This window comes from Burkholderia sp. A2, assembly GCF_001729305.1.
Taxonomy (GTDB): Bacteria; Pseudomonadota; Gammaproteobacteria; order Burkholderiales; family Burkholderiaceae; genus Burkholderia; species Burkholderia sola.
Genome location: NZ_LZXX01000090.1, coordinates 162,659 through 182,681 on the forward strand (window position 1 = coordinate 162,659; position 20,023 = coordinate 182,681).

Genomic DNA, 20,023 nt, shown 5'->3' on the forward strand with positions numbered 1-20,023 from the left:
ACCCATATGGATACCACACGAACGCTACTGACAGACCACGTTGCGGCGGGCGCCCAAGCGCCGGCGGTAGCCGTTTTGCTCGATCCCGCGCGGCTGCCCGCGCTTGCGGCCGCCACCGCGCGCCAGCATCGGCTCGCCGTCGACGAGCGCCTGAGCGCACTGCTCGCTCACGCGCTCGGCGTCTCGGCCTTCAGCGTCGGCGCGCACGACTTCGTGGCGCCGGAGCGCGCCGCCGTCGTGCGCGTGCGCTGGGGCATGGAGACGGCCGCGGTGCGCATCGACGTCGGACAGCACACGGGGCTCGCGAGCGTCGTCGCGTCGGACGAGCCCGTCAACGAGCGCTTGCGCGATGCCGTATGCGCGATCCTGCTCGATCCGCTGCGGCGCGCCCTGCAAGCGCTCGGCTTCGACGGCGTGGAAATCGTCTCGCTCGAACGCGCCGCGCGTCAGCCGCCGAGCGGGCCTTGCTGCGCGCTCTCGCTGCGCCTGGGCGATACCCGCTTCGATGCGGTGATCGAGCACATCGACAGCGGCTGGCTCGACGCGCTCGAAACGCTCGTGGCCCGGCAATGCACGCCGTTCGCCACCCACGTCAGCGAGATCGCCGTACCGGGCCGGCTGCGGATCGGCGAGAAAACCATGAACGTGACGACGCTCGATTCGCTGCGCGCGGGGGACGTCATCTTGCGTGCCGTTCCCGAAGCCACCCGCGCGCTCTTCGCGAGCGAGCACTCGTCCGCCCCGATGCAAGTCGTCTGGGGCCGCTACGGGACGCGGCAGCTGCGCGCCGTGGCAGACGTCACCCACCATCTGATGACCTTGAGCGAGGACCCCACCATGAGCCATGAGACGCAGTTCAACGCGCCGCTTACCGATTCGATCGACACGCCCGTCGAAATCAGCCAGCTGGACCTGCCGCTGAAGCTCGAGATCGACACGGTTTCGATGCCGGTCGCCCAGCTCTCGGCGCTGCGCGCGGGCTACGTGCTCGAGCTGCCCACCGCGCTGCCCGATGCGCGCGTGCGGCTCGTCACCTACGGGCAGACGATCGGCTTCGGCGAACTCGTGAGCGTCGGCGATCATCTCGGCGTGCGTCTCGTTCAGCTGTCGCGCGGCCATGGTTCAGTTTAGCGATCTCACCGGGCTGCTGATCACCGTCGTCGCGATCAGCCTGATCCCGTTCGTCGCCATGGTCGCGACCTCGTACGCGAAGATCGTGGTCGTGCTCGGACTGTTGCGCAACGCGCTCGGCGTGCAGCAGGTGCCGCCGAACATGGTGCTCAACGGCATCGCGGTCCTCGTCTCCGCTTACGTGATGGCGCCGATCGGCATGCAGGCCATGCAAACCATGCAGACGATGCACCGTACCCCCGGCAGCGACACGTCGCTCGTCGTGCTCGATGCCTTCGATGCGGCAAAGGAGCCGTTTCGCGCCTTTCTGAAGAAGCACGCGCACGAGCGCGAAAAGCGGTTCTTCGTGCGCTCGGCAACCGTGGTCTGGCCGAAGGACATGGCGGCGAAGATCCGTGAGGACGACCTCATCGTCCTTGCCCCGGCCTTCACGCTGACCGAGATGACCGACGCCTTCAAGATCGGCTTTCTGCTGTACATCGCATTCATCGTCGTCGATCTCGTCATCGCCAACGTGCTGATGGCGATGGGCCTGAATCAGGTCCAGCCGACGAACGTCGCGATTCCGTTCAAGCTGCTCCTGTTCGTCGTCATGAGCGGCTGGTCCACATTGATTCACGGTCTTGTCATGACCTATCGCTGAGGCGCGCACCATGGAAACCGATACGCTCGTTCGCATCACCTCGCAGGGCCTGCTGCTCTGCCTGTCCGTCTCGATGCCGGTAGTGGCCGTCGCCGCGCTCTCCGGCCTCGCGATTTCGTTCGTGCAGGCCATCACGTCGATGCAGGACCAAAGCATCTCGTACGCGGTGAAGCTCGTGGCCGTCGTGGCCACCGTGCTCATGATCGGCGCCTGGGGCGCCGCCGCGATCCTGCGCTTCGCCAATCAGATCATCACGCTCGCGGTGCCGTCGTGAATTCGCCGATCCGCAACAACCACGGCCACCACGCCGCCGATCTCGCGCAGCAGGCGCAGGCCGGCGCCGAGCACGTGGGGCAGATGACCCAGGCGCGCGGCTTCACGGGCGTGAAGGTGCAGCACACGAAGATGCAGCGCGCGCGCATGCAGCACAACAAGATGCTCGCCGCCGCTTTCTACCGCGGCAAGCGTTTTGCCGAAGGCATGCACAAGCCGCCGCCCCCTTCCGCGCAAAAGCTGATGCGCCAGCTCGGCCAACGGCCGCGGCCGGCGGGCTCGGCGAAGACGCAGGGCAAAGAGGCATCGGCTCACGAGCGGCCGGACGACCCGCACGCGCTCGAGCCCAGGCACGAGCATGAACACGAACACCCGCACGAGCGCGAACGCAAGCACGAGCAGGGTCAGCAGCAAAAGCGCGAGCGCGATCAGCAACACGGCGACGGGCAGCAACAGCATCGCAACGGCCATGGGCACGATCGCGGCTCGAATCAGCACGGCGAAGAGCAGGGGCAGCCGCAGCAGGGTGCGCCGCGCGACGGGCAGCCTCGGCGCGACGGCCGTCAGTCCGGCGAAGGCCGCGACAAACCGCGCAAGTTCGCGATCGGCAAGGCGGGCCGGGCCAAGGCCGCCGCGCGCAGCCAGCCGCTCCCGGCCACGATGCAACTGCTCGCGACGCACAAGCTCGGTGCGCCGGACTTGCCGGCCGAACTCGCGGCGGCGTGCGCGAAGGAGGTGCTGCGGCTTGCCGCGCAGGTCGAGCTGGGGCCCTTGCTGGCGGTGCCGATGCTGCTCGCGATGCGCTCGCCGATGGCGCTTCGGCGCAATGCTGCCCGGCTTCACGCGCACCGCCATGCGGCACTGATGCAAAGTGCCGCGACCCCGGGCAAGGCCGCCGCGGTGGCGGGGCTTCTCGGCGTATCGCTCGACAACACGCTCGCCCGCCAGAGCGCGGGCATCGAATACTCGTACGACGATCAATCGATCGCGGCCGTGAAGCAACGCATTCTCGACACGCAAGCCGCGCTGCCGGCCGGCGGGGTGCCCGCCGGCGCCGCCGTCACGGGCGGCGCGACGGGTGGTCCAACCGGCGCCGCGCGGCAAGGGACGGCCAAGCCCACGGCCGGCGCTTCGGATAAGACGTTCGAAGTTCGCATGGCGCCGGCTGCGCCACCGGCAAAACCCTAAACTGATTTCGACGGTCAAGGCCCGGCGGCCCGATGCGCGAAGCAGCGAAACGCCGGAGCGGCGACCAGCAACGGCAACCGCATGACCCACGTCGGATACACGGATACCACGATCATGAAAGCGCTTCGAGTACTGACCGGCACCCACGCCGGAGCCCAGGTCCGGCTCACGAGCGGCACCTACCGGATCGGCGCCACCGAGCACTCGGATGTCTGCATCAGCGACTGGACGGTCGAGGACATCGAGCTTTGCGTGGGCGAGGACGGTGTGGCGCGGATCCGCTCGGCGAACGGCGACGAGGTGCTCGTGGCGGACTTCGTGGCCGTGCCGTTCGGCGACGTCGTGTTTTGCGTGGGCCCCGACGGCGAAGCCTGGCCGCGCGATCTCGATTTGCTGGCGGGCCTCTGGAAGACGGCCGAGCCGCCTGCCACCGACACCGCGACGGGGGCTGACGCGGATAGCGGCGCGCCGGATCGGGCCCCGGCCCATGCGGACGAACCCGGCGCCGGCCACGCGCCGGCCGATTCGCCGAAGGTGCCCTGGCGCACGGCCGTGCTGGCGCTCGCCTGCACCGCTGCGATCGGCGGCATCGCCGTGGCCGGTGTGATGTTCGCGGGTACGCAGTCGAGCGAAGCGGCGAGCGTGAGGTTCGACGCCGACGCGCTCGCACGGCAGTTGCAGGAGGCCCTGCACCGCGAAGGCCTCGGCGACCTGCAGGCAATGGCACGCAAGGACAGTGTGGCGGTGCGTGGCATCGTGACGAGCACCGACGAAAGCGCGAAGGCGCAGCGGATCATGGACAGCCTCGCGCGCGGCAAGGTGCGGCGCGAATACGACGTCGCGCAGCAAGACGTGGACAACATCCAGCAGTCGCTCGCCGGCACGGGCGCGGCAGTGAGTTACCAAGGCCACGGCGTCTTCCGCGTGAGCGGCAGCGTGCAGTCGATGACGACCTTCCGCACGCTGATAGCGGGTATCAGGGCCGACCTCGGCGACAACGTCAAGCGCGTCGACGTCGATGTCAAGGAGGCGCAGGCGCTCACGCCCGATGTCGAGTACACGTCGGTGATCGCCACGGGCGGGCTGCGCTACATCGAGACGCCCGACGGCACGAAGCATCTGTTCGCGAGCAGCGGGAACGAAGCAAACAATTGACCTCGACCACCAAAGGAACCGACATGTACGACGCATTGCTTCCCATCGCGCAGGATCTGAACGCGCTCGATGCCACGCTCTCGGCGCCCGACGGCGCGCAACGGGTCGCGCGCATCGCGGCGGCCTTCGACGAAACCGCGCGCCGGATCAGTACGGCCACGCAGTCCGCGGCCGACGAGCGCGAGCGGCTCGATCTGCAAAAGCTTTATCGCGGGATGATCGCGGCGCGCCGCATCGTGCTCACGCTGCAGGAGCGCCACAGCGCCCGTGGCGCGGCGCTTTGACGGCATCCGCGGCGATACGGAAGACGGTTGAACAGTTTGCAGTTGCAGCATCCGGCTGCGCGTCAGCCGGTCCGGACCGGCGGCCACCACGGCCACGGGCCTTTTACCGAAGCATCAGGCGTCAACCCATAGCAGTGCTTTTTCCATCACTTTCTTGATAAGGGGAATACATCATGTCTTCATCGATCGGAAGCTCGGGCGTCTCGCAAGCCGGTTCGCAAAACGCCGACATGGTCGGCCAGATGCAGGCCATGGCCAACCAGAACAACGCCATGACGATGGCCGCCATGCAGATCAACATGCAGCAGCAGGAAACGTCGGCGCTCGCTTCCGTCGGCAACAACGGCGCGAAGAACATCGCCGACGCCGCGAAGGGCCAGTAAGCCGCTCGCGTTGCCGCAGTCCGTTCGCGCGAGGGGCACGAAGGCGGAAAGCCCGGCTTTCCGGCTACGTGCCCCCGCTTTTTTGCAAGCGGGCCGCCCTATTTTCGCCGGAGATTGCCGCCCATGAGCAGGGAACGTTTCGTCGAGTTGATTCACGAAGTTTGCGCGGTGGTCGGGCTGCCCGACGCCGAGTACGTCGTCGAGACGCAAACGCTCGAGATCGAGGGGTTCGACGTCCATCTCGACCACCACGAGACCGACCCCGATTCGGTCTATGTCAGCTTTCATTACGGCGCCGTCACGCCCGGCCGGTCGCTCGTCGTTTTTCGGCTCATGCTCGAGGCCAACCTGCTCGTCTACGCGCAGGACCAGGCGCAACTGTGCCTCGAATCCGATACGGGCAACGTCGTGCTGCTCGTCCATCTGCCGATGGGCCCGACGATCACCGGCGATTATCTCGCCGATCTCTTCTCGCACTACGCCGAACACGGCCGCTACTGGCAAAACAACATCCTCGAATCGCCGGACGAAATGTTCGAGGGCATCGCCTCGGGCAATTTCATGTGGCTGCGGGCGTAAGCCCGGCGAGCGCAAGCGCGCTTCAGGCAACGGGCGCATCCGCGCGCGCATCGATGCCTGGCCAGCCATCGCATCCGTTCGTACAGGGCACGTCGCTTCACGCTCACGCGGTCGCGGGCGCCCACCCGCTCGGCGCTATGCCGCCACGCGCGGGATCAGCAAGACGAGGCGGCGGCGCGTGCTCCCGTCTCCCGCACTGCCGGAACCGGTATCGTCCGCGCGACGCGCGACATCGCTTCCGTGCCCCGCCGGCCCGTCGATGACGAGGCACTCGCCCGGCGCCAGGCTTTCGTCGACCGCCCGATAGCCGCGCGCATCGCGGCGGCGCCCCAGTTCCACGCGCAAGCCGATACGCGGCATCGACGCGGCGCCTTCGACCGTCGGTGCAATCGAGAGCCAGAGGTCGCGGGCACCGTCATCGGGCAGGTCATCCTCGTCACGGCGTGCGAGGCGTGCCTCGTGGCGGTCGATGACGGCCGGCGAGCGGTCGTGCGTGAGCGCCGTTTGCGACACCTCGATTTCGGCGCGGCCGCTCCTGGCCAATGCCTTGAGCTGCGCGATCAGCGCGCGGCCGCCGTCGGGCGCGACACCTGCATCGCGGTGCTCGCGCACGTCCGCCGTCGCCTGCTCCGCGCCTGCCCCGTCGGCCATGGCCGGCGGCAGCGCGGGCCGCAACGCGTCGAGCGCGTCGCCATCGACATCCACCACCCACGTTTGGACCGATACGAGCTGCGCACGCACGTCCAGGCTGGCGACGAGCGCGCCGTCGGCGTCGATGCGCTCGGCCCGATCGCGTATCAGGATGGAATTCGTGGTCGCATCCGCTTCGATCACCGGCAACGCCGCATCGAACTCGACGATCCGCGGTGCATCGGAGACGGCGGTCCCGCTCGCAACGGCCGGGCGCTCGAAACGGCGCCGCAAGAGCGTGGCCACACCGGGCACGACGAGCGTGCGGCCATCGACCACGCGCGTTTCGTCGGCGGCATTCGCGGCACTCAGGCGAAACACCCGCACGGACAAACGCACGCGCGCTCGCGCGTCGCGTTCGAAGCGCTCGGCCGCGGCACGAATACGCTCCACGTAGGTCGCCGGCCCGCGCACGTTCACCGTTTGCGCGGCGGCGTCCACCGCCAGCGGGAAGTGCGTATCGGCAAGACCTGCCTGCTCGAGCGACGCACGCAGCGCATTCGCCAAAAGGAAGTGAGGCCGGATGGCGATATGCGCCTGCTCGTTCGCGGGCGACACATGCAGGACCGCACCGTCGTAGTACCAGACGAATCCGTACGAACGGCTCATGACATCGAGAAAGCGCTGCGGCGGCATCGCGAAACGGCCGCTCACGGCGCCCTCCACTTGACCGTCGATGCGCAGCGCAACGTGCTGCCCCGCCGCAAAGGCATTCAGGACCTCCGCGAGGCCCGCGCCGTTCGTCGCGTAGACGAAACGGGCGCCGGAGCCGCCGGCCCACGCCATGCTCGCCGCCTGCGCATGCACGGTGGCCGCGCAGACGAAGGCAGCGACGGCGCCGCGCGCGAGCGCTCGCATTCGTGCCGCGTTCATGCGGTACCTTCCGGCGACGCACCGGCGCCCGACGCATCGGCGCCCGACGCATCGGCGCCCGACTGATCCCTATCCGGCTTGAGGGTCAAGCGGTAACCCGTCGCATAGACCGATTGCACGGTCCAGCCGACGCCGGCCGCCTTCAGGCTCGCACGCAGGCGGCTCACGTACATGTCGACGGAGCGGCTTTGCACGGCCGCATCCCAGCCCCAGACCACGCTCATCAGATCCTGCCTCAGCACGACGGCGCCCGTGTGCCGAGCGAGATGCCAGAGAATGTCGAACTCCTTGGTGCCGAGCTTGTGCGCCACGCCCGCCACCACGAGCGAGCGCGCCTGCTGATCGAGCACGCATTCGTCGTCGACGAACATCTTGCGGCCCTGCACGTTCATCGGCGCGAAGCGCCGCAGCAGGGCGCGCATGCGCGCGAGCAGCACCTGCCTGTCGTAGGGCTTCACGAGATAGTCGTCGGCACCCGCATCGAGTATGCGCACGATGTCGGACTCCGCCGAGTGCACGGTCTGAAAAATCACGGGCATGATCGATTGCGAGCGGCTGCGGATCTTTTGCAGCAGCTTGTCGCCGGACACGCCCGGCAGATCCCAGTCGAGAATCGCGAGATCGGCCCACTGCTCCGACAGAAATTGCTGCGCGTCGAGCCCGCTGTGAAAAGCGTCGACGTGGTAGCCCTCGCTCTTGAGCCAGGAATGGATGAGCGCGTGATGCGCGACGTCGTCCTCGACGAACAGAATGCGTACGGGTTTGCCTGCAAGCGATTTCATGTGAACTCTTGGTTCTGACGGCCGCGCGGGAGTCGGCGCCCGGCCCGCGCAACGCGTGTCAAACGAATACGGGCCGCGCGCTGGCGCCTCACTCGCGGCGCGCCGCGCGCAACGCGCGGTCGGCATCGACAAGCGATGTCGCGTGCGGCTTCGCGGCGACAGGATTCAGGCACGGCAGACGCAGCACGAACATGGTACCGCCTTGTCCGTTGAGCTCGGCGTAAAGTGCGCCGCCGTGCATGCCGACGATCTGCACGGCGAGCTTGAGCCCGAGACCGAAGCCCGTTGCCGTCCGCTTGCCGAGCTTCTCGAAGTCGGTCAGCCGATCGCCCTCGACGAGACCCGGCAGCCCGCCCGCGCGATCGTCGACGACCACCTCGGCGAAACCGCCGGCCTGCCGGATCGACACCGTCACCGCCTCGCCGCGCGGCGACGCGCGAACGGCATTGTCGATGACGTTCTGGACGGCGCGCGCCACGAAGTTGCGCATGCCGCTCACCCAGAGCGGCGCGCTGTCGGGCAGCCACAAGTGTAGCGCGACGCCGCAATAGACGGCGGTGACCTCCAGCTGCGAGATGATCTGGCGCAGCGTCGCGCGCAGATCGAACCGTTTGAAGTCGCGCGCCTGCAAATGCTCGGTCACCGACGAGAAGATGAACTGCTCGCCGAGCGAGAGCACGTACTGCGCGAGCGAGGTGATCTGCTGCATGCCGCCGCAGCGCTCGAACGCCTCCGGGTCGCTCGCATCGAGCTGCGTGAGCGCGCTGATCGAATTGAGCGGCGAGCGCAGATCGTGCAGCAAGAAGCGCAGCGACATGGCTCGCTCGTCGAGCGAGCGCGCGAACGGCGTCACGTCCGTCACGGCGATGACGGATTCGCCCGACCCCGCACCGGCGGGGCCCGCCTGGATCCAGAAGGTCGAATCGTCCACGCGTACCTCGCGGCCCGCCTCGAGATCGCGCAGCCGCGGCACGTCCGTCATCTCGAAGCGCTCGCTCAGCGCCACGCTGAAATCGACGCCCGCGGGCAGCGTCATCGCCAGCATCTCGAGCGCACGCGCGTTCGCGTGAACGACCGCGCCCGCGCGATCGAGCACGATCACCCCGCACGGCAGCCCGCGCAGGCGGCGCGCGTCGTCGTCGGACAGGCGGCGATCGACGGCGCCCTCGCCGCATGCGTCGGCGGGCAAGCCCGATGGGGTGGGCCGCGGCTCGGGCTGCTCCCCGGGCGGCACGCCGGGCAGCGAATGCGGCTGAGTATGGGATTCGTTCACATGGCCTCCTGCATTCCCCGGTGCGGGCGGTTGCGGTGAATCACGGCGAGATGACGCGCGGCGACAGCAGGAAGAGCCGCTCCATGTGACTCTTCTGGCGGTTGTCGGTCCTGAAGAGCGCGCCGATCAACGGAATCTTCGAGAGCCCGGGCACCCCGGTCACGCCCATCGTCGCGCTGTCCGCGCGATAGCCGGCGATGAGCAGCGCCTGCCCCTCCTCGATGAACGCCTGCGTGTTGATCGTGCTGTTCTGGATCACCGGCAGGTTGCTGACCGTCTGATCGGTGAGCTGGCCGTCCTGAATCGCCACGTCGAGCTTGATGCGCGTGCGCCCGTCCTCCTCCACGACCATCGGCAGCACACGCAGCGAGATGCCCGTCGACACGCTGTAGAGATCGCCCGACGTGTATCCCGACACCGGCACGAAAAACTGCGTCTGGTTGTCCATCACGGCCTCGATGTTGTTGAGCGTGACGACCTTCGGGCTCGCGTCGATCTTGGCGGCCTTCGTCTGCTGCAGCGCCGAGATGCGCGCCATCAGATAGCGGCCGGCGTCGCCGAGCACGGCGGCCACCGATGCGCCCACGGGCGTCGCCGCCGCGAGCATGTTGCCCGCCAGCGCCGTCTGGCCGAAGTTCTGCGAGAGCGTGCCGTTGTAGGTGCTCTGCGCGAGCGTGCCGGTACCGGTCTGTACGTCGACGTGGCTGTTGTGCGCGGTCCAGTCGACGCCGAGCTGATGCAGCGCGTCGTCGTCGATCTCGATGATGTGCGCCTCGATCTCGATCAGTTGCGGTTTGACGTCGAGGCGATCGATCAGTTTGCCGTACTGATCCATCCGGTCGGCCGTATCGCGAATCACGACGGAGTTCGTGCGCTGGTCCGCGACGATGACCGGCAGTTGATCGTCGCTCGCCGGCGCCGTGCTCGTGTTCTGCGGCGGCGGCGGCTCGCCCACCGCCGCCGCCACGGCCGGCGAAGGCTGCCCGGTGAGCCCGGCGAACATGCCCTTGCCGGCCGCGCCCGACGGCACCGGCGGCGGAATGTACGGGCCGTTGTACGCATTGCCGTTCACGTCGTTGATCGGCGTGGTGCGCTTCACGCCGCTCGCCGCGCGGCCGCCCTCGCCGCGCTTGTCGGCGGCCTTGGCCGTGCCCGGGTGGTAGATGCCGTTGAGCACGGCCACCACGCCCTGCAGCGTGACCTGCTGGCCGTCGATGGGCACCGTGCGGTCGTGCGCCCACGCGTGATAGAGCGGAAAGACGCGTACCTGCGTGCCGCTTCGATGCGCCGCGTTGTTGTCGAGCCGCGAAGCCACGTTCGTCACCATCTGCACGTAGCGAGGCGGCCCGCTCACGAGCGCCGTGCCCTGCGCGCTGTCGTAGACGATCGGAAAGCGCTCGTCGGCGATGCGCAGGCGGTCGAGTGCGTCGCGCAGCGCGCCCGTATCGGCGGAATCGAGCTTCACGAGCGTGCTCTGCAGTTCGGCGGCCGTCGTGATGTCGAGCACTTCGCCGTCGTAGTACCACACGAAGCCGAACGACGCCGCGAGCGTATCGAGAAAGCGCCGCGGCGGCAGATGGAACTTGCCGCTCACGGTGCCGCTCACATCGGCGGCGATGCGCGTCGGGACGCCCTGGCTCGCGCCGAAGTCGCGCAGCACATCCTTGATGTCCTTGCCCTGCGCTTCGTAATCGACGATCGACGACTTCCAGCGCACGGCCGCCGCCTCGGCAACGGGGGCGGTCGCCCCGAATGCGAGCGCGGCGGCGAGGGCCACGGTGCCCAGTCGGCGAGCCCAGTTCATGACGCGCCGCCCGCGATGAAACGTACGCACCGCCGCCGGGTGCTTCTCCGACACATCGACAAAATTTTCATGTAAGTTCCGACTATCTTTCATAGGAAGGGCACTGACGATGAACGCTCCGAGTCACGAACGTCGCGACCTGACGCGCGAGATTCTCGAATTGATCGACCTGCGGCAGACTTTCACCGACATCCATATCGAGCAGGACCGGCCGATCATGATCAAGGCGCCGCGCGGCTGGCTCGCCGTCGGCGAGGAGCCCGTGCTGCACGACGAAATGCTGCCCACGCTGGCCTCGATCGAACCCGACTGGGAGGCGCAGCTTCAGCACGGCGCGATCGATCGCCCGTTCGTGCTCACGCGCTGCCGCCTTCGCTGCAACATCTACCGCACCAATGGCGGCCGCAAGCTCGTCATCTCGATCCGGCGCCTGCCGCTGCAGCCGCTCGCGCTCGACAAGCTCGGCCTGCCCGCGTACGTGCGCTCGATGATCGACAGCGCCAAGGGGCTGATCCTCGTGACGGGCCCGACCGGCTCGGGAAAGACGACGACGATCGCGTCGCTGCTCGAGCACATCAACCGCACGCGCAACAGCCACATCGTCACGATCGAGGAGCCGATCGAATACGAACTCGAGGGCCGCACGTCGATCGTCTCGCAGCGGCAAGTGCCCACCGACACACCGAGCTTCTCGGCCGGCCTGCGCGAGGCGCTGCGGCAAAAACCCGACGTCATCATGGTGGGCGAGGTGCGCGACCCCGAGACGGCGGAGACGGCGCTGCAGGCCGGCGAATCGGGCCACCTCGTGCTCGCGACGATGCACACGGGCAGCGCGATCGGCACGCTCACGCGACTGCTGTCGTTCTTTCCGGCCGAGCAGCGCGAGCGCTATGCGGCCGCGCTCGCGAACTGCCTCATCGGCGTGATCTGCCAATGCCTGGTGCCGACGGAGGACGGCGAGAACTTCGTGCTGGCGAGCGAACTGCTCTTCAACAACAATCAGCAGATCAGCGGCCTGCTGACCGATCCGGGCAAGCTGCCGTACCTTGCCGAGTTCATGAAACGCAAGGAGGACAACATGTCGCGCATGCTCAACGATCACCTCTTCAGCCTCGTATCGAAGCAGCAATGCCTGCCGCGCGACGTGCTGCGCGCGACCTACAACCGGCTCGAGCTGCACGAAATGCTGCAGACGCTCGCGCCGCACTGAGCCCGCGCGACGGCGGCGCCGGCGCAATGGCGCCGCTTTCGCCGGTCGCGCCGTGCGTGACGATGCTGCGAAGGTGTGCGGTATGGATAGGCTCACGGTCGGGCGCTCAGTAGTAGGAGTTGATCGTCCAGCCCGCCGCGACGGGCGTGTTCCAGACCGTCTGGCCGGACTCCCCGCAAAAGCTGCTGATCCACGGCGTCGTGATACCGGCGTACGTCGCCCAGTTCGTCGTCACGACGATCGTGTAGGTGCCGGGCGTGCCCGCCTGGGACAGCGCGTTGTTGATCCCGCCCGAATCGTCCTGAAGCGTCGGCGTCTGGCTCTCCGTATGCCCGAGGTTGCGGTTGCCGCCGTCGATGATGTCGATGCTCTGCGAGAGCTGCCCCCGGTTGCCGGTGGGGCCGTTGCACATGCCGTCGTTCAGGTGCGCCCACGTGGACGCGACGATGATCCCCGGCTTGGTGAGATTGACGGTCGTCCTGAACGTATACGAGTACGTCCCGTTGCTGCCGTTGTACGAATAGGCGCCCGACTGGAAGTTCGTCGCCGGCTGGCCCGTGCAGGCCGAGTAATCGCCCGCGCCGTTCGGGTTGGCCATCACGAGCTGACACCCCGTGAGCGATGACGCCGGCTCGATTTCGCTTTGCGTTTGCCACCTGCCGCCGCGGCACGACAGCACGCGCCCGTTCGCATCGGTGGAGACGAGCGTCGTGCTCGCCGACGCGGGGGCGATGGCCGAATTCTGCGGCGCGGGCGGGCATGGGTCGCCGACGTCGTGCGCGTTGCCGAGCGCGAGATTGCCCGCTTCGTCCACCGCCAGCGCCTGCCATGTGGCGCCGTTGTACGCATAGGCCCGATTCGTCGCGACGGTGAGCCGCACGTCGCCCCGATGCGCGGCAACGCCCGCGAGCGCCGCTTCGTCGTCCACCGGTTCGCGCCAGTGATAGGCCGCCTGCGGCACCCAGAGGTTCTGCGCTCCATCGCAATTCAGGACGTTGCCCGAAGCGTCGGCCGCGATGGCGCCGGGCTGCGTGCAGGCGGCATAGTCGATCTGCCGCGCGAGCACGATCGGCACTTGCATCGTGTTCGCCTGCGGATTGCCCGGCACGGCCACGCGGTACAGATAGTCGACGTTCTGCGCCTGCGTGCCGTCGTAGAAAATGAGGCTCGCGAGATGGCCCGTGCCCGTTTTCTTGTTTGTGCAGGATGTATTCGCCGGGTTGGGCGTATCGATCTTCCACGTGCCGAAGGCGCCGATGGCCGCGCCGATCGCATTGTTCGTCGCCTGGATCGATCCGCCGCCCGGGCCGGCGTTCGCCGCGATGTAGCCGAGTTCGGGATCGGGAATGGTCCGGCCGCCCTCCGTGACGAGCAGCGCCTGCAACGCCACCGGGCTGGCGCCGCCCGGGGCCGCGTAGACGAGCAGGCACGGCGCCTGACCGTAGGGATTCGTGCCGCTCAACGCATTCGGAAGGTAGGTCGACAGCTGATACGTCGAGCCGGTCATTTTCGCGATCACCGGCGAGGTGGTCGTGGCCTGGGCCGCGAGCGCCGTGTAGTTTTGCCGAATGAGCCGCGTGGCAGCCGCCGTCAGCTGCGACTGATAAAGCGCGGCCTGCTGCGCGCGCGTATCGTCGAGCGACGAGTTCGTGAGCGCGACGAGGCCCGCCATCATCAATGCGGCAAGTGCAAGCACGGCCAGCATCTCCACCATCGTGAAGCCGGACATGCGGCGAGCCGGCCGCGCGCGCGGGCCGGCGCGCCGCATGCCGGTGCGGGCAAGGGTACGGGTGCGCTCAGTCATACGCTTGCGCCATCCATACCGGCATGCCGTTCGGGATCGCGTTCGCCAGGGCGGCCGGCAGCGGCACCGCCGGGTTGCCGGGGGACACGAGGTTGGCGCCGAGCGCCACGCCGGCCAGCGCCGAGCCCTGCGCAATCTGCTCGATGCCGTCGACCGCGGCCGCGGCTGCCGCCGACGCCGACGCCGACGCCGCATAGACCACGACCAGGCTGCCCGCATAGCCGGCATTGGGCCGGACGTAGTTCCGCCACATCGGATCGGGAACGGTCGCCCCGAGGTAAGGCGCGAGGCTCGCCGCCGGCACGCTGCCGGCGAACGACGGGTTGGCGCGCGCGTAGGCCACCACGGCCTGCCGGTAGGCGCTCATGTTCGCCGCGAGCGCCATCGCCGACGGCGCGAGCGGTGCCGGCGCCGCCTCGGCGCCGAGCAGCGCATAGGCACCGGTCAGCATCGCGAAGGCGGCGACGATCCAGATCAGGAACATGGCGGGCGGCTCGTGGCGTCAATCGGAGCGAAGGCCGATACTCGGGCCGCGATCAGGCCGAGGTCCAGATGATGTTCTTCGCACCGCCGGCACACGCCGCCTGAGCGGCGGCGGGCGTTACCGGCACGGTTTGCGTCGCACCGCCGATCGAGACGGCCGTCCAGGTTCCGCCGGCAGATGCCGCGTTGATGCATACGTCCGTCGGCACGGAATCGAATTCGATCGTGAATGTCCCGGTGCCAGTGCCCGTAACGGTTACTGCGCCCCCCCACGCATCGGTGACGGTATTTGCCGCGGTGTCGATGACGAGCGTCGTCGGGATGATGCCGGCCGAAATGGCGACGGTCGTCGTCAGCCCGTTGTAGCCGTTGGTCTGCCCCATATACAGCTTCTTGACGCCGGTCTGGATGGCCGTCACCTGCTCGGCCGTCTGATTCGACGAAGCACTGCCGAATGCGCCGCGCAGCAGCGCAATGGCGCCGATGACGACGATGGCGGCGATCCCGAGATAGGCGATCGCTTCGAGCAGGGTGGCGCCACGCTGCATGCGCCGCGACCCACGGCTGCCCACCCGGGCGCGAATCGATGCGACGGTCTTGACCTTCATGTTGCTCTCCTTGGTTTCCTCAATCGGCACTCGACAAACACGTGCCCTCTCCTTTCAACACCCGTTCGTTTGCACTGCGCCTGCACGCCATTACACGGCAGGCTCAATGCAGACTCCGAGCCAAAGCCGCAATTTCCTGCTGAATTCCGAAGAAGCCGCTGATGAGCCACGACAGCACGAGCGCGAGCACGACGATCGCCGCGCCGTTGACCACGCGCATCTGCGCCTCGATCGTCTCCACGCCGTCGGTCATCCATTCGTTGGCGATCGCGTGCAGCGCCTCGGCGAAGCCCTTGTATTCGGCATACACACACAGATCGTCGACGATCTCCTCCGAAGGAAACCGGTAGCCGGCGTTCTTCATCGCCTCGCCGACGTTGAGCCCCGACTTCACGCCGAAGAGCATGTCGTCGATTCGCCGCCTGAGCCACGGCTTCGCATCGGTGGCCAGTCGCGCGAGCGAGCGTTCGACCGTGAAGCCCGCCGCCTGCAGCGACGAAAACGCGACGAGAAAACCGCAGCCCGTAATGAGCCGATAGATCGAGTAAGGCGGGTAGCGGTCGAGCCAGACCCGCACGTTGCCGGACCAGCGCGGCATCGAGTAGAAGAGCGCCGCGACGAGGATCGCGAGCACCACGAGGCAATAGATCATGCCGCCCTGCACGAACCGGGACAGCTCGTAGAGCGACTTCGCCACGCCGTGCCAGCGCTCCGGGCTCACGATCGACGCGAAGCGGGGAATCACGAGCTGGCCGAAGAGGTAGACGTACCCGATCGTCATCGCCACGATCACGCACGGGTAGGTCAACCCGCCGACGATGGCCGTGCGGATCCGGCGGCTGTACTGCACGACGTTGCACACGTTCAGCAGCGCGGCCTCGAGGCGCCCCGACTGCTCGCCGGCCATGACGATCATCTGCTCGGTATGCGGCACCCACCACGCCATTGCCTCGGCCAGCATGCCGCCGTTTTGCACGACGCTGCGCCAGTCCGCGAGCGTCAATGCCAGCGGCTCGTTCGGCTTGCGGCCCTCGTGCGACGCACGCAACTCGAGCTCCTCGAGAATCTTGAGCAACGGCAAACCGTTCGCGAGCATTTTCGCGATCTTGCGATAGAGCCGCAGGCGTGCCTGCGTCGTGAGTTGCAGGCGCGCCCAGCGCCGGTTGAGCTCAAGTGCCATAGCCGCTTCCGATCGGCTGGGGCCGCCCCCCGCTGCCCGGCATGAACGGGCCGACCACGCGCTCCGCCATGCGCGGATCGACGAGGCCCGCCGCCACTTTTTCGAGCGCATGCTGCGCGACCGTCTGCCCCGCGAGCTCGCTAAGCCAGTACGCCTGCGCATCGGGCTTGCGCCCGGCGCGCAGCAATTCGCAAAACGTCGCGTCGGTGCGCACGACCTCGGCCACCACGGTCCGGCCGACCGTGCCGTTCTTGCAATGCGGGCAACCGGGCCCGGCCACGCGCACCGCGTCGAACCGCGCGCCGACGGCCCGCTTCACGCGCGCGACGAGCCCCATGTCGAGCTGCGCCATCGACTCGGCCAGCGGGCGCGAGCAGTGCGGACACAGCAGCTTGACGAGCCGCTGGCTGATGAGCCCCGTGACGAGCGATTCGTCCGTCACCATCGCGATCGGCAAGCCGAGATCGACGAGCCGGTCCACGATCGCGAGCGCGCCGTTCGCGTGCACCGTCGTCCACACCTGATGGCCCGTCATCGCGGCGCGCAACGCGCTTTGCGCCGACGCACGATCGCGCACCTCGCCGATCATGATCGTATCGGGATCGAGCCGCATCGCATTCGCGATCGCGGCGGCGAACGCGAGCGAGCGCGCCTCTTCCGTCGGCGCGTTGACGACGGGCGTCTGCACGGCGCCCTCGATCGGGTACTCCACCGGGTCTTCCACGGTGATGACGTGGATCGAGCCGGCCATCTCGCGCAATTGCTTCGTCAGCACGCGCTGCAACGTCGTCGATTTGCCCGAGCCGGTCGGGCCGCTGATGATGTTCATGCCGTGCGGCTGCTGCGCGAGCAGCTCGAACGCGTTCGCCTGCGCCACCGTGAAGCCGAGCTCGGTCAGGGCCGTCGCCTCGCCCGCATCGTTGTAGAGCAGCCGCAGCACCATGACGCTGCCGACGCTCGTGGGCGCCGTCGCGATCCGCACGCCGAAAAGCCGGTCCGGCAGCTTGTCGCGGTCGCCGATGGCCGCGTCCTGGCGCTCGTTCGGCTTGTACGTGTTGTCCGATACGCTCGACATCGCCGCATAAAGCGTGGCGAGCAGCCGCTCGCCGTACTCGCGCGTCTGCTCCGACATGCGCACGAGTTCGTTGTGGACGCGAAAAAGAATCTCCGTGCTGAAGCGGTTCACACGGATATGGATATCCGAGGCCCGCGCGTCGCACGCTCGTGTGATCAGGTTCTTCGCGACGACCTGCATCTGCGTGTGATCGATGCGCTCGGCACTGCCGTCGCGGCGCGGGCCCTGATAGCTGCGCCTGATCGCATCGAGCGCCACGAGCCGCGTCGTATAGCGGCAATTGAGCCGTTCGAGCCTCGCGCAGTACGACAGCACGAACGGATTCATTTCGTGCCCTTCGGCAACGAGCAGCGTGCCGTCGTCGAGCAGACAGAGAAACTTGCGCTCCTCGTCGCTCGCGGCGAACTCGCCGCTGTCGGAAAGCGGACGCGCCACCGCGGCGAGCGGCAGCGCCTGCCCCGGCGGCTGGCCTTGCGACGCCGTTTGCGCGGGCTGCACCGAAGCGGCGGCGGCAGCGGCCACGGCGCTCAGCACCGGCTCGCGTGGCCGCGCAACGGGCGCGAGAGCCGGCGCGGCTGGGGCCGTGGGCTGAACCTGCGTAACAGACGGATCGGTTTCGATCGGCTTCACGGCGCGCGAGAGAATCAGCGGCGTCACGCTGTTGGGTGTCTTGCCCGGAGGTGTCGGAGACGAACTCATGGCGTCACCTCGCAGACATCGGCAAGGCAGGCAGCGTCGGCACCGGCGGCACGCCGGGCGAGCCTGTCGACGCCACGTTGCGCGCGGGCTGCTGCCGCGCGCTCGCGGAGACGGTCAGCGTCGTGCGCCGTCCGTCTTGCGATGCGAGGACGATCGCGCCCGGGCGAATGGCCGCCACGCGCATGCCGTTGGGCAGCGTATCGCCGGGCCCGACGTCGAACTCCGCGCCGTCGCTCGTCGCCACCGTTGCGCCGAGCTTCTTGCCGAGCCCTTGTGTCGCCACGAGCGACACGTCCGAATACGAGGAGACGGTACTGCCCATCCGGTGCAGCGCTTCTTGCCGCTCCGCCACCTGCGCCTGCGCATCGAGCTTCTTCAGCTGTGCCTTGAGGATCATCGTTTCCTCCTGTAGCCGCATCAGTTCGTTGGCTGCCTGCACGGCGGCCGGCGTCGGAACGACGTTCATGCGCGGCGCCGCTTCAGCGGGCGCGGCGGCCGTGGCAGCTGCGGCGCTGGCCTCGCCGAACGCGGCCAACGGCCACGCCCAGCAGCAGGCGAGCACCAGCACAGTCAATGCATCGTCATTTCTCATAGAGCACTCCGTCGAGCGTCCACTGCCCGGATTTGTATGAAAGCGTCTCGACGCGCACGCCCGGCTCGTCGAGGTACCTGATGAGGCTGTCGGGCCGCACGTCGCCCAGTTGCGCCGACATGCGCCAGGTCTGCCAGCTCGGCGCCGGGGGCGGGCCGCCGCCCGGATGCAGCCGGTCCAGCGTTTGCGAAGCGAGGCTGCGCTGCGGCGCGCTTGCCGGCTGCAGCGTGAACGTCAGGCCGATGCCCAGCAACTGGAAGGCGGAAAGCATGCGCAAGCGCACGCCGCGCACGCCATCGAGCACTTCGTCTCCCCCCACGGGCAATGCCAGCGGCTCCACGTAGCTCGCATGCTCGCCGTTGCCGTCGATCGTCGCGCGCGGCTCCGCCGCCATCAGCATCGCCACGTTCGATCCGCCCCGCGACCAGCTGTAGCTGACGTTCGAGGCCCGGCAAACGTAGTCGTCGAGTTCCCAGCCGCCCGGCGCGATGTGCGTGAAGTGATCGAGGCACGCGCGAACGAATGCATCGGGCCGCGGCTCGCCGGCCCACGGGTGCGCGGCTTCGGGCGGTGCCGCGGGCTTGGGCGGATGCAGCGCGAGCTCCGCGCGCATCCGCTCGAACGCCTGCTGCCGCTCGAGTTCCATGCGGTGGCGCCGGTACGCGACGATGCCGGCCGCAACCGCGGCCGCCACCACGATCGCAACGGCGGCCAGCAGCACCTCGCGCCGCGGCGCGCGCCGCGAGACACGCGACAGGTTGAGCCAGCGCGGCAAATGCGGCTTGCCGCCCCGGCGCGGGATCATGTCCTCGATGCGACGTGCGTAGAAGTTGTGGAACCCCTGCACTTCCAGCTGCGGATCGCCGATGACGACGTTCCAGCCGCCGAGGCTGTAATCGCTGTGCAGCCGCTCGAACACTTCTTCGCTGGAGCCGATCCAGTCGCCGTTCGGCAGGAACGCGCCGTCGCGCACCGCGAAGTAGGCCCAGCGCCCGTCGGGCAGATGGAACGCACCGAGCCAGTTCGGCGCCGGCTGCTGGCGCCCGTCGTAAAACGCGCCTTCGGCCGCGATCGTCTTCGACACGAGCGCGCCGAGCGACGGCAAGCCCAGTTGCGCCCCCTCGCGCGTGCTCGCGAAACCGGCGCCCGCGAAGGTGCGGTCGATACGCAGCACCATCGCATCGAAATTCAGGCGCGCGGCGAGTTCCACGGCCTCCGCGCGCAGCGCGTGCCGGCGCGAGAGCGATTGCCAGAAAAGGCCGCATATGAAACGCTGGCGGCCGATCTGGATGACTTGCGTCGCCATGACGGATC

21 protein-coding genes are annotated in these 20,023 nt (G+C 68.2%); 9 read left to right on the forward strand and 12 right to left on the reverse strand.

Annotated elements, in window-relative coordinates; all coding sequences use genetic code 11:
• Positions 1–6: 6 nt before the first annotated feature.
• Genes sctQ through sctS form a run of 3 tightly spaced genes read left to right on the forward strand, consistent with a single transcriptional unit; the run spans position 7 to position 2,048 of the window.
• Positions 7–1,131, forward strand: coding sequence for a type III secretion system cytoplasmic ring protein SctQ (gene sctQ / locus A9Z05_RS12785; RefSeq protein WP_069618415.1), 1,125 nt, complete (start codon positions 7–9; stop codon positions 1,129–1,131).
• Entirely contained in the window at positions 1,118–1,774 is a 657-nt protein-coding gene (sctR, locus tag A9Z05_RS12790) for a type III secretion system export apparatus subunit SctR (RefSeq protein ID WP_069618416.1), read from the forward strand. The genes sctQ and sctR overlap by 14 nt, the downstream gene beginning before the upstream one ends.
• Before the next feature lie 10 nt (positions 1,775–1,784).
• Positions 1,785–2,048, forward strand: coding sequence for a type III secretion system export apparatus subunit SctS (sctS, locus tag A9Z05_RS12795; protein WP_027782683.1), 264 nt, complete (start codon positions 1,785–1,787; stop codon positions 2,046–2,048).
• On the opposite strand, the gene A9Z05_RS37745 is transcribed toward sctS, so the two are convergent.
• Positions 2,018–2,728, reverse strand: a complete 711-nt coding sequence (locus A9Z05_RS37745; protein WP_256121971.1) for a hypothetical protein — start codon at positions 2,726–2,728, stop codon at positions 2,018–2,020. The genes sctS and A9Z05_RS37745 overlap by 31 nt on opposite strands.
• Here A9Z05_RS37745 and A9Z05_RS37750 point away from each other — a divergent pair.
• From A9Z05_RS37750 to A9Z05_RS12820, 5 genes are all read left to right on the forward strand, one after another.
• Positions 2,708–3,235 (forward strand): hypothetical protein, encoded by a 528-nt coding sequence (locus A9Z05_RS37750; RefSeq protein WP_256121972.1) that lies wholly within the window; start codon positions 2,708–2,710, stop codon positions 3,233–3,235. The two genes, A9Z05_RS37745 and A9Z05_RS37750, sit on opposite strands and share 21 nt — an antisense overlap.
• Positions 3,236–3,349: 114 nt before the next feature.
• Positions 3,350–4,390 carry an HrpD5 family protein gene (hrpD5, locus tag A9Z05_RS12805; RefSeq protein ID WP_256121973.1) on the forward strand — a complete coding sequence of 347 codons (1,041 nt, stop codon included), beginning with the start codon at positions 3,350–3,352 and terminating at the stop codon, positions 4,388–4,390.
• 23 nt (positions 4,391–4,413) lie between these two features.
• Positions 4,414–4,674 carry a hypothetical protein gene (locus A9Z05_RS12810; RefSeq protein WP_011660757.1) on the forward strand — a complete coding sequence of 87 codons (261 nt, stop codon included), beginning with the start codon at positions 4,414–4,416 and terminating at the stop codon, positions 4,672–4,674.
• Positions 4,675–4,847: 173 nt separating this feature from the next.
• Positions 4,848–5,057 carry a hypothetical protein gene (locus tag A9Z05_RS12815; RefSeq protein WP_006765597.1) on the forward strand — a complete coding sequence of 70 codons (210 nt, stop codon included), beginning with the start codon at positions 4,848–4,850 and terminating at the stop codon, positions 5,055–5,057.
• Between the two features lie 123 nt (positions 5,058–5,180).
• Positions 5,181–5,636: a molecular chaperone Tir gene (locus A9Z05_RS12820; RefSeq protein WP_040139485.1), complete on the forward strand. Its 456-nt coding sequence runs from the start codon at positions 5,181–5,183 to the stop codon at positions 5,634–5,636.
• A gap of 135 nt (positions 5,637–5,771) precedes the next feature.
• On the opposite strand, the gene A9Z05_RS12825 is transcribed toward A9Z05_RS12820, so the two are convergent.
• The 4 genes from A9Z05_RS12825 to sctC form a co-directional block, all read right to left on the reverse strand.
• On the reverse strand, positions 5,772–7,112 hold the full coding sequence (locus A9Z05_RS12825; RefSeq protein ID WP_256121975.1) for a secretin N-terminal domain-containing protein: 1,341 nt from the start codon (positions 7,110–7,112) through the stop codon (positions 5,772–5,774).
• A gap of 83 nt (positions 7,113–7,195) precedes the next feature.
• Positions 7,196–7,981, reverse strand: a complete 786-nt coding sequence (locus A9Z05_RS12830) for a response regulator transcription factor (protein WP_069618420.1) — start codon at positions 7,979–7,981, stop codon at positions 7,196–7,198.
• An 88-nt stretch (positions 7,982–8,069) separates the two neighbouring features.
• The gene (locus tag A9Z05_RS12835; protein WP_084044222.1) at positions 8,070–9,254 is read right to left on the reverse strand and encodes a PAS domain-containing sensor histidine kinase; all 1,185 of its coding nucleotides are present in this window, start codon (positions 9,252–9,254) and stop codon (positions 8,070–8,072) included.
• Between the two features lie 40 nt (positions 9,255–9,294).
• Entirely contained in the window at positions 9,295–11,058 is a 1,764-nt protein-coding gene (sctC, locus tag A9Z05_RS12840) for a type III secretion system outer membrane ring subunit SctC (protein ID WP_069618658.1), read from the reverse strand.
• A gap of 103 nt (positions 11,059–11,161) precedes the next feature.
• Between sctC and A9Z05_RS12845 the strand changes: the two genes are divergently transcribed.
• The gene (locus A9Z05_RS12845; RefSeq protein WP_371090891.1) at positions 11,162–12,268 is read left to right on the forward strand and encodes a type IV pilus twitching motility protein PilT; all 1,107 of its coding nucleotides are present in this window, start codon (positions 11,162–11,164) and stop codon (positions 12,266–12,268) included.
• A 106-nt stretch (positions 12,269–12,374) separates the two neighbouring features.
• On the opposite strand, the gene pilV is transcribed toward A9Z05_RS12845, so the two are convergent.
• From pilV to pilO2, 7 genes are all read right to left on the reverse strand, one after another.
• Positions 12,375–14,072 carry a shufflon system plasmid conjugative transfer pilus tip adhesin PilV gene (pilV, locus tag A9Z05_RS12850; protein ID WP_084044223.1) on the reverse strand — a complete coding sequence of 566 codons (1,698 nt, stop codon included), beginning with the start codon at positions 14,070–14,072 and terminating at the stop codon, positions 12,375–12,377.
• Complete coding sequence (gene pilM, locus A9Z05_RS12855; RefSeq protein ID WP_069618422.1) at positions 14,065–14,556, reverse strand: type IV pilus biogenesis protein PilM; 492 nt, start codon at positions 14,554–14,556, stop codon at positions 14,065–14,067. The genes pilV and pilM overlap by 8 nt, the downstream gene beginning before the upstream one ends.
• A 52-nt stretch (positions 14,557–14,608) precedes the next feature.
• A complete protein-coding gene (locus A9Z05_RS12860) occupies positions 14,609–15,163 on the reverse strand; it encodes a type 4 pilus major pilin (protein WP_069618423.1) in 555 nt (184 codons plus the stop codon).
• A gap of 103 nt (positions 15,164–15,266) precedes the next feature.
• Complete coding sequence (locus tag A9Z05_RS12865) at positions 15,267–16,343, reverse strand: type II secretion system F family protein (protein ID WP_069618424.1); 1,077 nt, start codon at positions 16,341–16,343, stop codon at positions 15,267–15,269.
• The gene (locus A9Z05_RS12870; protein ID WP_069618425.1) at positions 16,333–18,117 is read right to left on the reverse strand and encodes a GspE/PulE family protein; all 1,785 of its coding nucleotides are present in this window, start codon (positions 18,115–18,117) and stop codon (positions 16,333–16,335) included. Before A9Z05_RS12870 ends, A9Z05_RS12865 begins: the two co-directional genes overlap by 11 nt.
• Positions 18,118–18,121: 4 nt before the next feature.
• Positions 18,122–18,685, reverse strand: a complete 564-nt coding sequence (pilP, locus tag A9Z05_RS12875; protein ID WP_256121978.1) for a type IV pilus biogenesis protein PilP — start codon at positions 18,683–18,685, stop codon at positions 18,122–18,124.
• A gap of 13 nt (positions 18,686–18,698) precedes the next feature.
• The gene (gene pilO2, locus A9Z05_RS12880; protein ID WP_069618427.1) at positions 18,699–20,015 is read right to left on the reverse strand and encodes a type 4b pilus protein PilO2; all 1,317 of its coding nucleotides are present in this window, start codon (positions 20,013–20,015) and stop codon (positions 18,699–18,701) included.
• Positions 20,016–20,023 lie beyond the last annotated feature (8 nt).

Coding starts and splice junctions, on each gene's coding strand:
- pilM (WP_069618422.1), bottom strand. CDS start 14,556: ATGTTCCTGATCTGGATCGTCGCCGCCTTCGCGATGCTGACCGGTGCC.
- sctS (WP_027782683.1), top strand. CDS start 1,785: ATGGAAACCGATACGCTCGTTCGCATCACCTCGCAGGGCCTGCTGCTC.
- sctR (WP_069618416.1), top strand. CDS start 1,118: ATGGTTCAGTTTAGCGATCTCACCGGGCTGCTGATCACCGTCGTCGCG.
- A9Z05_RS37750 (WP_256121972.1), top strand. CDS start 2,708: ATGCAACTGCTCGCGACGCACAAGCTCGGTGCGCCGGACTTGCCGGCC.
- A9Z05_RS12820 (WP_040139485.1), top strand. CDS start 5,181: ATGAGCAGGGAACGTTTCGTCGAGTTGATTCACGAAGTTTGCGCGGTG.
- A9Z05_RS12825 (WP_256121975.1), bottom strand. CDS start 7,112: ATGGCGTGGGCCGGCGGCTCCGGCGCCCGTTTCGTCTACGCGACGAAC.
- pilV (WP_084044223.1), bottom strand. CDS start 14,072: ATGACTGAGCGCACCCGTACCCTTGCCCGCACCGGCATGCGGCGCGCC.
- A9Z05_RS12815 (WP_006765597.1), top strand. CDS start 4,848: ATGTCTTCATCGATCGGAAGCTCGGGCGTCTCGCAAGCCGGTTCGCAA.
- A9Z05_RS12865 (WP_069618424.1), bottom strand. CDS start 16,343: ATGGCACTTGAGCTCAACCGGCGCTGGGCGCGCCTGCAACTCACGACG.
- A9Z05_RS12830 (WP_069618420.1), bottom strand. CDS start 7,981: ATGAAATCGCTTGCAGGCAAACCCGTACGCATTCTGTTCGTCGAGGAC.
- sctC (WP_069618658.1), bottom strand. CDS start 11,058: ATGAACTGGGCTCGCCGACTGGGCACCGTGGCCCTCGCCGCCGCGCTC.
- pilO2 (WP_069618427.1), bottom strand. CDS start 20,015: ATGGCGACGCAAGTCATCCAGATCGGCCGCCAGCGTTTCATATGCGGC.
- A9Z05_RS12870 (WP_069618425.1), bottom strand. CDS start 18,117: ATGAGTTCGTCTCCGACACCTCCGGGCAAGACACCCAACAGCGTGACG.
- A9Z05_RS12860 (WP_069618423.1), bottom strand. CDS start 15,163: ATGAAGGTCAAGACCGTCGCATCGATTCGCGCCCGGGTGGGCAGCCGT.
- hrpD5 (WP_256121973.1), top strand. CDS start 3,350: ATGAAAGCGCTTCGAGTACTGACCGGCACCCACGCCGGAGCCCAGGTC.
- A9Z05_RS12810 (WP_011660757.1), top strand. CDS start 4,414: ATGTACGACGCATTGCTTCCCATCGCGCAGGATCTGAACGCGCTCGAT.
- sctQ (WP_069618415.1), top strand. CDS start 7: ATGGATACCACACGAACGCTACTGACAGACCACGTTGCGGCGGGCGCC.